The sequence below is a fragment of the Selenomonas timonae genome (assembly GCF_014250475.1).
Classification (GTDB): domain Bacteria; phylum Bacillota; class Negativicutes; order Selenomonadales; family Selenomonadaceae; genus Centipeda; species Centipeda timonae.
This window is the reverse complement of the sequence record NZ_CP060204.1, coordinates 926,402-939,642: the sequence shown is the minus strand read 5'-3', so window position 1 is coordinate 939,642 and position 13,241 is coordinate 926,402. Positions and strand designations below refer to the sequence as shown.

General features: G+C 59.4%; 16 protein-coding genes and 1 pseudogene. 12 read left to right on the top strand and 5 right to left on the bottom strand.

Features of this window, described 5'->3' with window-relative positions:
- Position 1: 1 nt before the first annotated feature.
- From H1B31_RS04375 to H1B31_RS04360, 4 genes are read left to right on the top strand one after another with little or no spacing between them, the layout of a single operon-like run.
- Complete coding sequence (locus H1B31_RS04375; protein ID WP_185981043.1) at positions 2-1,324, top strand: thymidine phosphorylase; 1,323 nt, start codon at positions 2-4, stop codon at positions 1,322-1,324.
- Positions 1,314-1,736: a cytidine deaminase gene (locus H1B31_RS04370; protein ID WP_185981042.1), complete on the top strand. Its 423-nt coding sequence runs from the start codon at positions 1,314-1,316 to the stop codon at positions 1,734-1,736. Before H1B31_RS04375 ends, H1B31_RS04370 begins: the two co-directional genes overlap by 11 nt.
- On the top strand, positions 1,717-2,085 hold the full coding sequence (locus tag H1B31_RS04365) for a response regulator (protein WP_185981041.1): 369 nt from the start codon (positions 1,717-1,719) through the stop codon (positions 2,083-2,085). The genes H1B31_RS04370 and H1B31_RS04365 overlap by 20 nt, the downstream gene beginning before the upstream one ends.
- The gene (locus tag H1B31_RS04360; protein WP_185981040.1) at positions 2,082-2,540 is read left to right on the top strand and encodes a hypothetical protein; all 459 of its coding nucleotides are present in this window, start codon (positions 2,082-2,084) and stop codon (positions 2,538-2,540) included. The genes H1B31_RS04365 and H1B31_RS04360 overlap by 4 nt, the downstream gene beginning before the upstream one ends.
- Positions 2,541-2,545: 5 nt before the next feature.
- Here H1B31_RS04360 and H1B31_RS11565 read toward each other — a convergent pair.
- Positions 2,546-2,693 (bottom strand): annotated as a pseudogene (locus H1B31_RS11565) (secretion protein HlyD); the annotation flags it as partial.
- A gap of 37 nt (positions 2,694-2,730) precedes the next feature.
- Between H1B31_RS11565 and H1B31_RS04355 the strand changes: the two are divergent.
- From H1B31_RS04355 to H1B31_RS04340, 4 genes are all read left to right on the top strand, one after another.
- On the top strand, positions 2,731-3,828 hold the full coding sequence (locus H1B31_RS04355) for a mechanosensitive ion channel family protein (RefSeq protein WP_185981039.1): 1,098 nt from the start codon (positions 2,731-2,733) through the stop codon (positions 3,826-3,828).
- A gap of 292 nt (positions 3,829-4,120) precedes the next feature.
- Positions 4,121-4,405, top strand: coding sequence for an anaerobic ribonucleoside-triphosphate reductase (gene nrdD, locus H1B31_RS04350; protein WP_006304909.1), 285 nt, complete (start codon positions 4,121-4,123; stop codon positions 4,403-4,405).
- Positions 4,377-4,904, top strand: coding sequence for an anaerobic ribonucleoside-triphosphate reductase activating protein (gene nrdG / locus H1B31_RS04345; RefSeq protein WP_185981038.1), 528 nt, complete (start codon positions 4,377-4,379; stop codon positions 4,902-4,904). Before nrdD ends, nrdG begins: the two co-directional genes overlap by 29 nt.
- 127 nt (positions 4,905-5,031) lie before the next feature.
- The gene (locus H1B31_RS04340; protein ID WP_185981037.1) at positions 5,032-5,322 is read left to right on the top strand and encodes a hypothetical protein; all 291 of its coding nucleotides are present in this window, start codon (positions 5,032-5,034) and stop codon (positions 5,320-5,322) included.
- Positions 5,323-5,402: 80 nt separating this feature from the next.
- Here the strand turns inward: H1B31_RS04340 and H1B31_RS04335 are convergent, their stop codons facing one another.
- Positions 5,403-5,834, bottom strand: a complete 432-nt coding sequence (locus H1B31_RS04335) for an EamA family transporter (RefSeq protein ID WP_185981036.1) — start codon at positions 5,832-5,834, stop codon at positions 5,403-5,405.
- Between the two features lie 119 nt (positions 5,835-5,953).
- On the opposite strand from H1B31_RS04335, the gene H1B31_RS04330 reads away from it, so the two are divergent.
- The 4 genes from H1B31_RS04330 to holA are packed head-to-tail and all read left to right on the top strand — an operon-like array spanning position 5,954 to position 8,817.
- The gene (locus tag H1B31_RS04330) at positions 5,954-6,445 is read left to right on the top strand and encodes a GNAT family N-acetyltransferase (RefSeq protein WP_185981035.1); all 492 of its coding nucleotides are present in this window, start codon (positions 5,954-5,956) and stop codon (positions 6,443-6,445) included.
- Between the two features lie 37 nt (positions 6,446-6,482).
- Positions 6,483-7,136, top strand: a complete 654-nt coding sequence (locus H1B31_RS04325) for a hypothetical protein (RefSeq protein ID WP_185981034.1) — start codon at positions 6,483-6,485, stop codon at positions 7,134-7,136.
- Between the two features lie 11 nt (positions 7,137-7,147).
- On the top strand, positions 7,148-7,774 hold the full coding sequence (locus H1B31_RS04320; RefSeq protein WP_185981033.1) for an MBL fold metallo-hydrolase: 627 nt from the start codon (positions 7,148-7,150) through the stop codon (positions 7,772-7,774).
- Entirely contained in the window at positions 7,771-8,817 is a 1,047-nt protein-coding gene (holA, locus tag H1B31_RS04315; RefSeq protein WP_185981032.1) for a DNA polymerase III subunit delta, read from the top strand. The genes H1B31_RS04320 and holA overlap by 4 nt, the downstream gene beginning before the upstream one ends.
- Before the next feature lie 43 nt (positions 8,818-8,860).
- Here the strand turns inward: holA and pflA are convergent, their stop codons facing one another.
- From pflA to H1B31_RS04300, 3 genes are all read right to left on the bottom strand, one after another.
- On the bottom strand, positions 8,861-9,619 hold the full coding sequence (gene pflA / locus H1B31_RS04310) for a pyruvate formate-lyase-activating protein (RefSeq protein ID WP_185981031.1): 759 nt from the start codon (positions 9,617-9,619) through the stop codon (positions 8,861-8,863).
- Positions 9,606-11,855, bottom strand: a complete 2,250-nt coding sequence (gene pflB, locus H1B31_RS04305) for a formate C-acetyltransferase (RefSeq protein WP_185981030.1) — start codon at positions 11,853-11,855, stop codon at positions 9,606-9,608. The genes pflA and pflB overlap by 14 nt, the downstream gene beginning before the upstream one ends.
- Positions 11,856-12,006: 151 nt before the next feature.
- Entirely contained in the window at positions 12,007-13,167 is a 1,161-nt protein-coding gene (locus H1B31_RS04300) for an MFS transporter (protein ID WP_185981029.1), read from the bottom strand.
- Positions 13,168-13,241: the final 74 nt, after the last annotated feature.

Here is a 13,241-nt window from a genome sequence, read left to right as displayed (position 1 = left end):
TATGAACATGTATGACATCATCACGAAGAAGAAGCACGGCGGCGAACTTGCTGCGGATGAGCTTTCCTATATCATAGACGGCTATGTTGCCGGAGAGGTTCCCGACTACCAGGTCGCGGCGCTCCTCATGGCAATCTGCCTGCGCGGCATGACGATCGCGGAGACCACCGCCCTCACCAAAATCATGGCGGCATCGGGCGACCACGTCGACCTCTCCGCCATCGCGGGGCACAAGATCGACAAGCATTCGACGGGCGGCGTCGGTGACAAGACCACGTTCATCGTCAGCCCCATCGTCGCTGCGTGCGGCTGCAAAGCCCCGAAGATGTCGGGACGCGGACTCGGCCATACGGGCGGCACCATCGACAAACTCGAATCCATCCCCGGCTTTCGTACAAATCTCTCGCAGGACGAATTCATTACTGTCGTAAAGGAATGCGGACTTTCCCTTATCGCGCAGACGGGCACCCTCGCGCGCGCAGACAAGCTGCTCTATGCCCTGCGCGACGTGACAGCAACTGTCGACAGCATTCCGCTGATCGCATCCTCCATCATGAGCAAGAAGCTCGCCTCGGGTGCGGACGCCGTCCTCCTCGATGTAAAGGTCGGACGCGGCGCCTTCATGAAAACACTGGAAGAGGCGCGCGAACTTGCAGAGACGATGGTTGCCATCGGAAAGACAGCAAACTTCCCCACCGCCGCCCTCCTCACGAATATGGATGCGCCGCTCGGCAATGCCGTCGGCAACAGCCTCGAGGTTGCAGAGGCGGTCAGCGTCCTGCGCGGCGCGGGGCCTGACGATCTGCGCACGGTCTCGCTCGCACTTGCGGCGGGCATGCTGCAGCTCGCAGGACAGGGTGCATTCGAGGAATGTCATGCACGCGCAGAAAATGCAATCCGCAGCGGCGCAGCGTTCGAGGCGCTCCTGCGCATGACGGCGGCGCAGGGTGGTGATACTGCCGTCCTGCACGATACGGCAAACTTCCCGCAGGCGCGTATGCAGCGCACGATAACGGCAGACGCGGACGGATATCTTACACGTCTGGACGCAGAAGCCGTCGGGCGCACCGCCGTCCTGCTTGGTGCGGGGCGCATGACAAAGGATAGCACGATCAACCATGCGGCAGGCATCATCCTCCACAAGAAATATAGGGACGCCATCACAGCGGGCGCGCCGCTCGCCACCCTCTATGCGGAGAGTGAGGAGCAGATCGCAGCGGGAGCGGAGCGCTTCCGCGCCGCGTTCGAGATCGGCGCAGCTGCCCCTGCCCCGATGAAGCTCATCTACGGCGCTGTCGATGCGGAGGGCTGGCATGAACGATAAAGAACTGATCGCACGCGCGGCAGAGTTCCGCCGCCATGCCTACGCGCCCTACTCGGGATTCGCCGTTGGGGCAGCGCTCCTCGCACGGAGCGGCAGGGTCTACGGCGGCGTCAACGTCGAGAACGCCTCCTATCCCGTCGGCATCTGCGCCGAGCGCGCGGCAATCGCAGCTGCTGTCACAGCGGGTGAGCTGGAATTCGAGGCGCTTGCCGTCATTGCAGACAGCCCGGAACCATGTGCCCCCTGCGGCATGTGCCGCCAGGTGCTCGTGGAATTTCCAATCAAACGCATCATTCTCGCCAACACACGGGGCGACGTGCGCATACTCACACCTGCCGCGCTGCTTCCGCACGCCTTCGGCGCGGCGGCGCTGCCTACAAAGGAGACCTCTCATGAAGATACTGATTGTTGACGACTCACGCCTCGTGCGCATCAAGCTCAAGGCGGAACTCTTCGACCGCGGGCACACAGTCATTGAGGCGCGCGACGGTGAGGAGGCGCTGCGGCGCATTGCGGACAAGAAGCCCGACGCCGTCTTTCTCGACATCATCCTGCCAAAGCTCGACGGCTGCACTGTGCTGCGCAGTCTGCGCAAGACGCATCCAAAGCTCCCCGTCGTCATGCTCTCGACAGCAGCAACAGAGGAAAACATCGCGTGTGCCAACGAGCACCACGCGCTCATGTTCATCCAAAAGCCCTATTCCGATCACGAGATCAGTACGGCACTCGCCAAGATGCGGCAAGCGATGGAGGAGCAATGAGCGAACTGTATACTTCGTACATTGAGACATTTCTCACGGGACTTGCCGACTACGCACGCGCGGAGGCAGTAATCGACGAGGCGCGCGAACAGGAGCCGACCTACGTCACCATATCGCAGCACCTCGATGCGGACGGCAGTCCGTTGATCGTTGCACTTGCCGCCTCCGTAGATGCCTTCTATTCCCTCGCAAGCGGCTACAGCGGAGTCTCTCTCGATGGCATGGACGAGCTTGCCGTCGATGCAGTCGGCGAGCTCTTCAACGTCATCAACGGCCATTTCTCGTCGCGTATGCGCGCAGAGGGACGCGCCGTCTCCATCATCGACCCGCCGCGCCACCATCACGGTGCAGCAGCGCCGGGTGCATGCGAATTCACCTGCACCGTTACAAGCCCCATCGGCCCCATGACGCTCATCGGCACGCGTGAGGAATTTGTTCCGGCACATGCACATTGAACTTTAGGAAGCACTGATAAATTCAGCGCCGCCATCTTAGCACATCTTTTTTGCCCGCACTTCGTCGGCAAATCCTCCACATAGCCCTTGCTATGCGTCCGGTTTGCCTCCTAGTTCGGACGAAAAAATCTGCGCCAATCTGACGGACTTCATTTTATCAGCGATTCCTTTATTTTGAAAGGAGTTTCCCTTGACCATATTCTCACATACCATAGACTTCAACACGCTCATCGAGCTCCTGATCGTTCCCGTCGGCATCGTCCTCGCCTCGCTCACCGTCGGCATCATCGTCGACCAGCTCATCCGCCGCTACATCAACCATCATCTCGACGTTGAGGAGAGCACGTGGAAATACGTCTTCGTCCGTTCCATGCACGGCGTGCCGATCTTTTTCAGCTTCATCATCGGACTCTACTGGGCGATTGATGCCGTTGAGATCTCCCCGACACTCACCAAGCTGCTCTCGTATCTCCTCTTTACGAGCAACGTCTTCTCCATCACGCGTGTCATTGCGCGCACGGTGGACGGTGTTGTCACCATGTACTTTGAACGCTCGGGGAGAAACCTGCCCAAGACAACGCTGCTCAACAGCATCCTCATCGGGGTCATCTACGCCATGGGGCTGCTCGTCATCCTCCAATACTACGGCATCTCCATCGCTCCAATCCTGACGGCGGCAGGTGTCGGCGGTATGGCGGTCGCCCTTGCCCTGCAGGAGACGCTTGCCAATATCTTCTCCGGTCTCCACCTCATCCTCTCCAAGCAGCTGCGCATCGGCGACTACATCAAACTCGGCTCGGGCGAGGAGGGACGCGTCACGGACATCACATGGCGCTTTACCACCATCATCCCACTCGGCGCGAGTAACACCATCGTCATTCCGAACAAGACCATCGCGGGCGCAAACATCACGAATTACAGCCTACCCACGCTGAACATCAACATCAGCGTCCCCGTCGGGGTCGCGTATGACAGCGACCTCGCCACTGTCGAGCGCGTCACCATCGAGACGGCGAAGGAAGTGCTCGCACGCGTGGACGACAATCCGAACGCGGAGCCGCTCGTGCGCTACACGGACTTCGGCGACTCCTCCATCAACTTCAACGTCATTCTGCCCTCAAGTATGTTCGACCATCAGGGCATCATCAAGCACGAGTTCATCAAGGCGCTCACCGACCGCTACCGCGCGGAGAGCATCGACATCCCCTATCCCATCCAGACCATCATTCAGGAGAAGGATGAAGCGGCAAAAACTTCTCCACAGGAAGCTGCTCACGCAGAGAAGTAACGGCGTAGATCGTGTTCCTTTTATCCACAAATTCCACAGTTTCTCCCTAGGGAAACTGTGGATAACTTTCACTCCAGCAACGTGTCCGCCACGCCTTTTTTCATCGGTGTTTTTTGGAAAAATACCCCATTTTTCCAAAAAATCCCTGTGGATAAGTCTGTGAACAAACAACTATATATAGATTTCCTATTGACGAGTACCCACTAGATGTTGTATAATCCTCACGAAACGGCGATACATCGCCGAAGAGGAAACCGCGCCGACAGGGCGCGCAAAAAAAGGAGAATGCAGCATGATCGTCAACGACATCAACGTCACAGTAAATGGCCTCTCGGATATCACCCCGCACGAGGTTGAGAACTACATCGCATACATCGAGGGACAGACCCACGAGAAGCTTGACCGCCTCTCCATCACTGGGACGGATGACGGTCGTGTCACGCTCGGCTACGAGATGCGCCAGCCGAAGTTCGAGCGCGTGCGCCGCATCACGGGCTACCTGGTCGGCACCACGGACCGCTGGAACAATGCGAAGCAGGCCGAAGAGCATGAGCGCGTCAAGCACGGACTCCACTGAGATCCACATCTCGGGGATTGCACGTGATTCCATCGTCGACGGCGAGGGCATACGGCTGACAGTCTTTACGCAGGGCTGTCCGCGCCGCTGTCCGGGCTGTCACAATCCGGACACACAGCCGCGCACCGGCGGGCGCATGACGACCGTCGGCGCGGTGCTCGCCGAACTCGACGAAAACCCACTCCTCACAGGGCTCACCCTCAGCGGCGGTGAGCCCTTCTTGCAGCCCGCCGCCCTGCTCCCGCTCGCACGTGGAGCACACGCGCGAGGACTGGACGTGTGGAGCTACACGGGCTACACCCTTGAGGAGCTGCGCGCACAAGAAAATCCCGCCGTGGATGCCCTGCTCGATGAGCTCGACGTACTCGTCGACGGCGACTACCGCGAGGAAGAACGCGATCTCACACTGCACTTTCGCGGCTCGCGCAATCAGCGCGTCATCGACCTCGCAGCAACGCGTGCCACGGGCACACTCACACTGCTCTACAAAGACGAATAGGAAAATCCCCTCACACTGGCAAGCGAAATTTTCTTGTGTGGGGGGATTTTGTTAGAAAATCTTGGCATATTCATAAAAAAATGGTATGATTCAACCATGAGAAAGATTTTGTTGGGAGGAATCGAATATGGCAGAGAAATCGTCACGAGCAGAAAAGGTAAAGGAGACAAAGGAGCTTGCGCTGAACATCGATGCAACCGATGAAATCGGCATGCTTGAGATCTCGACGACGCAGGCACTGCGCGTATCCATCATCCGCTCACGCGGACGCCGCTACACCGCCATCACCCCCTTCTATCGAAAACGTGCCAACGACCGGTGGAAGCCCAAGGCCTCCGTCTGGATCCCCGTGGAGCACACGGGTGCCATTGCCGAATTCCTCGCGCGTGCAGACGAAAAGATTCGCGAAAACGACTAAGCATAGAGCAGCCCCCGCACATCACGAAACAGATGCACGGGGGCGATTTTATTGTATTGATTGTGAGGCGGAAATACTTCCTAAGGAAAGATCGCAAGCAGCAGTCCGCCCGCCGCAATCATGGCAATCGCGATGCCGTGCATGAAACTCACGCGCTCGCCGAAGATGAGGGCGGCAATCACGACGGCAAAGACGACGCTCAGCTTGTCGATCGGGGCAACCTGCGTCACCGCACCGTCCTTGAGTGCCAAAAAGTAGAAGAGCCACGAGAGCGCGCCCGCGATGCCGCTGAGCGCAACGAAGAGCAGCGCCTTCTTGTCCGCGAATACCTGCGGGAGGTCAGCCGTATGCCCCTCGGCGATGACGACACCGACGAGGAATACCGCCATGATTACGGCGCGCACAGCCGTTGCGGCGCTACTGTCGAGCCCCGCGACGCCCACCTTGCCAAAGATGGACACGAACGCCGCGCACAGCGCCGAGAGCAGCGCGTAGATCAACCAAGAACTCATGCCATCCTCCCCCATTCAAAAAGTGTGATTCAGTATAGCATTATTTCCCCTTTGCCGCAAACGCTTCTTTCAAAATATCTGCAAATCGTGTAAAATGAGTAGAAATGGGGTGGTACATTATGGTACGGCAGGCACAGGAGGGGGATGTCACGGACATCCTGCGCATCTATGATGCGGCGCGCACCTTTATGCGCCGCACGGGCAACATGACGCAGTGGAGCGGCGGCTATCCGTCAGAGGAAATCGTACGCGCAGATATTCTGCGCGGTGTCAGCTATGTGCTGGAAAACGAGGCAGGGCATCTCCATGCCGCATTTGCGCTCATCCCCGGCGACGACCCGACGTATGCGCACATTGAGGGGGCATGGCGCGACGACTCCCCCTATGCCACGATTCACCGTGCGGGCAGCGACGGAACGGAACGCGGTACATTCCGCGCCATACTCGCCTTCGCACGCGCGCAGCATGAGCACCTGCGCGCCGACACCCACGCGGACAACATCCCCATGCAGAACTGTCTGCAAAAGAGCGGCTTTACTTACTGCGGCATCATCTATCTCAAAAACGGCGACCCGCGCCGCGCCTATGAGTGGAGCAGCAGACACGACTGACCTGTTCGCCTCTGTGTATGTTTAGGAGAGAACATCTATGGCAATGATCTTTTATCCGAGCTGCAAAATCCAAGCAGACTTTCCCGCCGAGAGCGCGGCGGTGCGCCGCTACCTCGAAGCGCACTATGGGGTGGAGACGACAGGCTGCTGCCGCCCGCATCACCCGAAGCTGACCCCCGAGGATCACGTAATCGTGACGTGCAACAACTGCGCGAATATCGTCGAGGAAAGTTCCAATGCAGACACATTCACCTATGTCTGGGAGCTGATTGATCGGGACGAGAGCTTTCCCTTCCCCGACTACGGCGGCGAGCGCATGACTGTGCAGGACTGCTGGGCGGCGGTGGAGCGGCGCGGGATGCAGGAGGCGATTCGCTCTCTCCTGCGCAAGATGAACGTGACCATCGTCGAACAGGAGGAGAACTTTGACAAGACCCGTTTTCACGGGCCTGCACTGCTCGCACCCTGCTTTCCCGGCAACGCGAAACTCATCCCGCGCCGCTACGAAAACGGCAAGTCCCCCATGTTCACCCCCATGACGGAGGAGGAACAGCACGCCTACTTCCAGCGGCACGCACAGAAGCTGCCGACGGAGAAGGCCGTCTGCTCGTGCAAATACTGCCGTGACGGCATTGACGCGTGTGGCAAGACGGGCGTTCACATCCTCCAACTTCTATTTCCCGCAAGATGAGGAGAATCCACATGATCGAATGTATGACCGTCGGTGACATGATCCCGACCAATGCCTTTTTCTATATCGACGATACAACACAGCACGGCTTCCTCATCGACGCGGGCTCGGACGGCGACCTGCTTGCCGAACACGCGGAGATGCGCGGATGGACGATCGAGCGGCTCCTGCTCACGCACTGTCATTTTGACCACATCGGCGGCGCAGAGGACTTCTCCATACGCGCAGGTGCTCCCATCTATGCCGCCGAGGACAGCCCGCGCTACTACAGTGATCCGCGTTGGAATCTCTCGCTCTGGGGCAGCGGCAGTGTAACGCTCTCGGACGTGACAACCTTTTCCGACCGCGAGGTCATCACGCTCGCGGCAAATCCCGACGTCGCTCTGGAGGTGCGCTACACACCTGGGCATACCACGGACTCCTGCATCTTCTACAGTGCACGGGACGGTGTCGCCTTCGTCGGCGATACGATCTTCTGCGCGAGCGTCGGCCGCACCGATTTCCCGGGCGGCGATGAGCAGATGCTCTGGGACAGCATCGCACGCGAGGTCTTTACCCTACCGCCCGATACGGTTCTCTACTCGGGGCACACGGAGCCGACCACCGTGGGTGCAGAGATGGCACGCTACCGCCGATGAACTACGCAGAGTTCATGGCATCGCTCGCAAAGGGTGAGCCGCCGCACGTCTTCCTGCTTGCGGGCGAGGAGAGCTACTATGTGCGGCGCGCCGAGGAGGCGATCCTGCGCCGCCTTCTGCCTGTGCCGGAGGAACGTGCGGACGCACTCATCCGCTACGAGGAGATGCCGCCCCTCGACGCACTGATGGAGTCACTCGAAACGGCACCATTCTTCACGGACAAGATTGTTGTCCTCGTACGCGATGCCGCTATCTTCCGTGCGACGAAAAAAAAGGACGGGGACGAGGATGCCCCTGCGACAAAGGATACGGCGGCGGATGCGCTGATTGCCCGCCTCGCCGACCTCCTCCCTACCACCTATGTCATCTTTACGCTTGACACGAAGCCTGACAAGCGGCGCAAGCTCTATCAGACGGTTGAAAAATACGGGCGCGTGCTGGAGAGCGAACCCGTGCGTCCATGGACGGTGGAGAACTGGCTGAACGGGCGGCTGCGCGAGATGAACCGCTCCATGCACAGGGAGGCGCGCACCTTCTTTCTGAATGTCGTCGGCATCATGCCGACGATTTCGCTTGAGTTCCTCGACCGCCAGCTGGAAAAGCTAACGCTCTACACAGACAAGCCCCAGTTCACAGAGGACGATCTGCGTGCGGCGTTCTCGGAGATGCCCGAGGTGTCCGTATTCGCGCTGATGGATGCCGTGAGTGCACGCGATGTCAGGCAGGCACTCGACCTCCTCGCACGCTGCCGTGCGGACGGCGTACACTTCACCGTCCTGCTCGCCCTCCTCGTGCGCCATGTCCGCCAGCTCTGGCAGGCAAAGCGTCTGCTGATGAACCGCACACCGCCGAAGGGGCTCGGCAAGATCATGGGACTGCATCCCTTCATCGCCGAAAAACTCGGGGGACACGCGAAGGCATTCTCCGAAGCGACACTCGAACGCACCGTCCTCTCCCTCGCTGATGCGGACTATCTGCTGAAAACGGGACAGGCAGGAGACGAATTGCTCGAGGATGTCGTGATTCGGCTGTGCAGGAAATAAATAAGGGATGTTGTACGAAGCGCATCGTACAACATCCCTTATTTTATTTCTTCAAATATCCCGTATACTCCCCCACGCGCAGAATCTTCTCCGCACAGGCAATCTCCTCCGCCGTCGGTGCGGGTGTGTCCCCGAGCCGATACGGCAGACGTAGCTCCTCATACTTGTGGAGTGCCATCGCATGATAGGGCAGCACCTCCACGCGGTCAACCGTCCCCAGTCCCGCGATGAACTCCGAGAGTCGGGCGAGATCGTCCTCCCCCGTCGTCCATCCCGGCACGAGCACATGGCGAATCCACATCCGCTTGCCGCGCTCCGAAAGGAACTGAGCCAGTGCAAGCGCACTCTCATTCGATACACCCGTGAGTGCCCTGTGCACTTCATCATCGATGTGCTTCAGATCGAGCAGGAACAAATCCACGAGCGGCAGCAATTCCTCGAACGTGTTAAAAAATGGCTCATCCCGTGTGAACGGCTCGCCCGCCGTGTCGATGACGGTATTCACCCCCTTTGCCTTCGCGAGACGGAACAGCTCCGTCACGAATGCGAGTTGGAGCAGCGGCTCGCCGCCGCTGACCGTGATACCGCCCTTCTGCTTCCAGTACGGGCGGTACCGCCACGCCTGCCGAAAGATCTCCTCTGCCGTCGCCTCATAGCCGCCCTCCCGCTCCCATGTCTCTGGGTTGTGGCAGTACTGACAGCGATAGCGGCAGCCCTGCACAAAGACGATGAAGCGGATGCCGGGGCCGTCGACCGAGCCGAAGCTCTCTGTCGCGCTGATTCTGCCTTTACATATGCTCATGGAAGGTGCGCGCGATCACATCCTCCTGCTGCTCACGCGTCAGACTGATGAACTTGACCGCGTAGCCCGAGACGCGGATGGTAAAGTTCGCATAGGCGGGATCCTCGGGATGCTCCATGATGTGCTCCAGCGTCTCGCGCCCGAACACGTTCACGTTCAGATGGTGCGCCCCCTGATCGAAATAGCCGTCCATCGCACTCACAAGGTTCTGCACGCGCTCATCCTCGTTGTGTCCGAGCGCCGAGGGATTCATACTCTGCGTGTTCGAGATGCCGTCGAGCGCCCAGTGATACGGCAGCTTTGCGACCGAGTTGAGCGAGGCGAGCAGACCGCAGCACTCCGCGCCATAGCTCGGATTTGCACCCGGCGCGAGCGGCGTCCATGCGGGGCGGCCGTCCGGCATTGCGCCCGTGTACTTGCCGTAGACGACGTTCGACGTGATCGTGAGGATGGAGGTCGTCGGCTCGGAGTGGCGGTAGGTGTGACGCGCCTTGATCTTCGAGAGGAAGGTCTTGAGCACCCATTTTGCAATCTCGTCCGCGCGGTCATCGTCGTTGCCGTAGCGCGGGAAGTCCCCCTCGACCTCATAGTCCACGACGATGCGGTCGTTGTAGATCGGCTTCACCTTTGCATACTTAATCGCCGACAGCGAGTCGACCACGTGCGAGAAGCCCGCAATGCCCGTTGCGAATGTGCGGCGCACGTCCGTGTCGATGAGTGCCATCTCCGCCGCTTCGTAGTAGTACTTGTCATGCATATACTGGATGATGTTCAGCGCGTTCACGTAGACGTGTGCAAGCCAGTCCATCATACGCTCGTACTTGATGATGACGTTGTCGTACTCAAGGTACTCCGTGCGGATCGGGCGGTAGGCAGGCCCGACCTGCACGCCGCTCTTCTCATCCATGCCGCCGTTGATCGCGTAGAGCAGGCACTTCGCGAGGTTCGCACGCGCACCGAAGAACTGCATCTCCTTACCCGTCTGCGTCGCAGAAACGCAGCAGCAGATCGAGTAGTCGTCGCCCCACTCGGGCTTCATCACATCGTCATTCTCGTACTGGATCGAGCTCGTGCGGATGGAGATCCGCGCCGCGTAGTCCTTAAACTTCTCCGGCAGCTTCGAGGAGTATAGCACGGTGAGGTTCGGCTCGGGAGAGGGTCCCATGTTCTCAAGCGTGTGGAGGAAACGGAAGTCATTCTTTGTGACCATGTGGCGGCCGTCCATGCCGATGCCCGCCATTTCAAGCGTTGCCCAGATTGGGTCACCCGAGAACAGCTCGTTGTAGGACGTGATGCGCGCGAACTTCACCATGCGGAACTTCAGCACGATGTGATCGATAAGCTCCTGCGCCTCCTCCTCGAAGAGGATGCCGCGTGCGAGGTCGCGCTGGATGTAGATGTCGAGGAAGGTCGAAATGCGCCCGACGCTCATCGCCGCGCCGTTCTGCGTCTTGATCGCCGCGAGATAGCCGAAGTACAGCCACTGCACCGCCTCGCGTGCGTCCTTCGCGGGTGCTGAGATGTCAAAGCCATAGAGCTGCGCCATCTCCTTCATGCCCTTCAACGCACGAATCTGCTCCGCGACCTCCTCGCGCTGCTGAATGACATCGTTGCTCATGATGCCGTCGCCGTAGTTCAGCAGGTCGCCCTGTTTGAACGCAATGAGATGATCGATGCCGTAGAGGGCGACACGGCGGTAGTCGCCCACGATTCGCCCGCGCCCGTACGTGTCGGGCAGTCCCGTGATGATGTGACTGCGGCGCGCCGCGCGGATCTCGTCCGTGTACGCATCGAATACTGCCGCATTGTGCGTCTTGTGGTACTTCGTAAAGATCTCGTGGAGCTTCGGGCTGACCTTGTAGCCGTAGTTCTCGAGTGCCTCCTCCGCCATGCGGATGCCGCCGTATGGCATGAAGGCCTGCTTCAGCGGCTTGTCCGTCTGGAGGCCGACCACCTTTTCGAGGTCTTTCAGCGCGGGGTCGATGTAGCCCGGCCCGTATGCCGTCAGACCAGATACAACCTCCGTCTCCATGTCGAGCACGCCGCCCTTCGCGCGCTCCTCCTTCTGGAGTTCCTGCACGCGTGCCCACAGGCGGTTCGTCGCGTCCGTCGGCGGCGCGAGAAAGCTCTCGTCGCCGTCGTACGGCGTGTAGTTGCGCTGAATGAAGTCGCGGACGTTGACCTCCTCCTGCCAGACGCCCCCTTCAAAACCGTCCCAGCTCTTGCTCTGCAGCATATTCTGCCTCCTATTCTGTTGATCGAAACCCATCTGAAATAGATTCCCATATGATGCTTCCATAATACTTGAACCGTGTTCACTTTTCAATAGGAGAAGGCAAAATAAATGCTATCAATATTTTTCATGTGAAATATAATTTATGTATATGTCATCTGTTCTTCGGCTCCGGTGTGATATGCGCGAGGATAGCCGCAAGGGGGAGTGCAAGGACGGAGACGAGGAGGGCGGGCGCGAGCCCGATGACATCGCCGAGTGCCGCCGTCGCCGCCACACCGAGACTGCCGAGTCCGAACGACATACCGAGCATCATGCCCGATGCCATCGCTGCATTCTCGGGCAGTGCCTGCTGTGCCCATATAATCGAACTCGGCTGTGGTGCCATCAGAGCAAAGCCCGCGGCAAAGAGCACGATGCCGCCGAGCACATCCGCGCTCACATGGGTAAAGTAGTAGGCGCACGGCAGAATCCCAAGCACGAGGAACGTCACAATGATCGCACGCCCCGTGAACCTGTCCGCGAGATTGCCGCCGACAAGACCGCCCGTCATGCCGCCGAGCATAAAGATCGTGAGGAAGAGTCCTGCCGCGCTCGTATCCTCCCCATTTCCAACGAGCAGCAGCGGCAAGAACGTCCCGAATGCGCCGTGCGTCCAGCAACGCAGCCCCATCGCGAGATTCAGCGTGATCGTCGTACGTGCAAAGAGGACGCGTGCGAGCTTCGGGCGCACCGCCGCCCGCCGTTCCGGCAGAGACGAGACCTCACACAGACCCGAGCGTGCAAGGAGCACTCCCATGAGTACAGCAGGCAGGATAAGGAGCGGCAGCGCATTCAGCGACAGTTTTTCAAGGAATGCCACGAGGACGAGCGGCACAAATGCCATGCCCGCATTTCCGCCCGCAATGAAATAGCTCATCATGCCGTTGCCCCGCCCCCGCGCCGCCGTCCGCCCGACGAGCATCGACGAGAGAGGATGATACGCCGCGACCGCCGTCCCCGTCACCGCGACAAGCACGAAGAGCAGTGTCTCATGCCCTGCAAAGCCGACCATGCAGATCGGCACAGCTGCAGCGGGCACGATGTACGGAAGCACGGGGCTGAAGTTCCGCTTGTCCATGAGATAGCCGAAGAAGGGCTGCAGCATATTCGTCGTCACCGACGCGACCATGACGAGCACACCGCACATCGTCAGCGACAGTCCGAACTTGATCATGAGCAGCGGCAGGAGGATCGGCAGGAAATTCGCATAGAAATCCACCATCGCGTGTCCCGCCGATAGCAGTGCTGTCGCGTACCGTATTTTCTGTTTCATGCCGGATTCCCCCTGCCAGTCTGTCCTTTTGCATTCTCTGCGGTGCTGTCTTCTCCTGTGACCTACATCCTTGC

Excerpts from the sequence above, each read along its gene's own strand:
- H1B31_RS04375 (WP_185981043.1), top strand. The coding sequence starts at position 2 with ATGAACATGTATGACATCATCACGAAGAAGAAGCACGGCGGCGAACTT.
- H1B31_RS04370 (WP_185981042.1), top strand. The coding sequence starts at position 1,314 with ATGAACGATAAAGAACTGATCGCACGCGCGGCAGAGTTCCGCCGCCAT.
- H1B31_RS04365 (WP_185981041.1), top strand. The coding sequence starts at position 1,717 with ATGAAGATACTGATTGTTGACGACTCACGCCTCGTGCGCATCAAGCTC.
- H1B31_RS04360 (WP_185981040.1), top strand. The coding sequence starts at position 2,082 with ATGAGCGAACTGTATACTTCGTACATTGAGACATTTCTCACGGGACTT.
- nrdD (WP_006304909.1), top strand. The coding sequence starts at position 4,121 with ATGATCGTCAACGACATCAACGTCACAGTAAATGGCCTCTCGGATATC.
- nrdG (WP_185981038.1), top strand. The coding sequence starts at position 4,377 with ATGAGCGCGTCAAGCACGGACTCCACTGAGATCCACATCTCGGGGATT.
- H1B31_RS04340 (WP_185981037.1), top strand. The coding sequence starts at position 5,032 with ATGGCAGAGAAATCGTCACGAGCAGAAAAGGTAAAGGAGACAAAGGAG.
- H1B31_RS04335 (WP_185981036.1), bottom strand. The coding sequence starts at position 5,834 with ATGAGTTCTTGGTTGATCTACGCGCTGCTCTCGGCGCTGTGCGCGGCG.
- H1B31_RS04330 (WP_185981035.1), top strand. The coding sequence starts at position 5,954 with ATGGTACGGCAGGCACAGGAGGGGGATGTCACGGACATCCTGCGCATC.
- H1B31_RS04325 (WP_185981034.1), top strand. The coding sequence starts at position 6,483 with ATGGCAATGATCTTTTATCCGAGCTGCAAAATCCAAGCAGACTTTCCC.
- H1B31_RS04320 (WP_185981033.1), top strand. The coding sequence starts at position 7,148 with ATGATCGAATGTATGACCGTCGGTGACATGATCCCGACCAATGCCTTT.
- holA (WP_185981032.1), top strand. The coding sequence starts at position 7,771 with ATGAACTACGCAGAGTTCATGGCATCGCTCGCAAAGGGTGAGCCGCCG.
- pflA (WP_185981031.1), bottom strand. The coding sequence starts at position 9,619 with ATGAGCATATGTAAAGGCAGAATCAGCGCGACAGAGAGCTTCGGCTCG.
- pflB (WP_185981030.1), bottom strand. The coding sequence starts at position 11,855 with ATGCTGCAGAGCAAGAGCTGGGACGGTTTTGAAGGGGGCGTCTGGCAG.
- H1B31_RS04300 (WP_185981029.1), bottom strand. The coding sequence starts at position 13,167 with ATGAAACAGAAAATACGGTACGCGACAGCACTGCTATCGGCGGGACAC.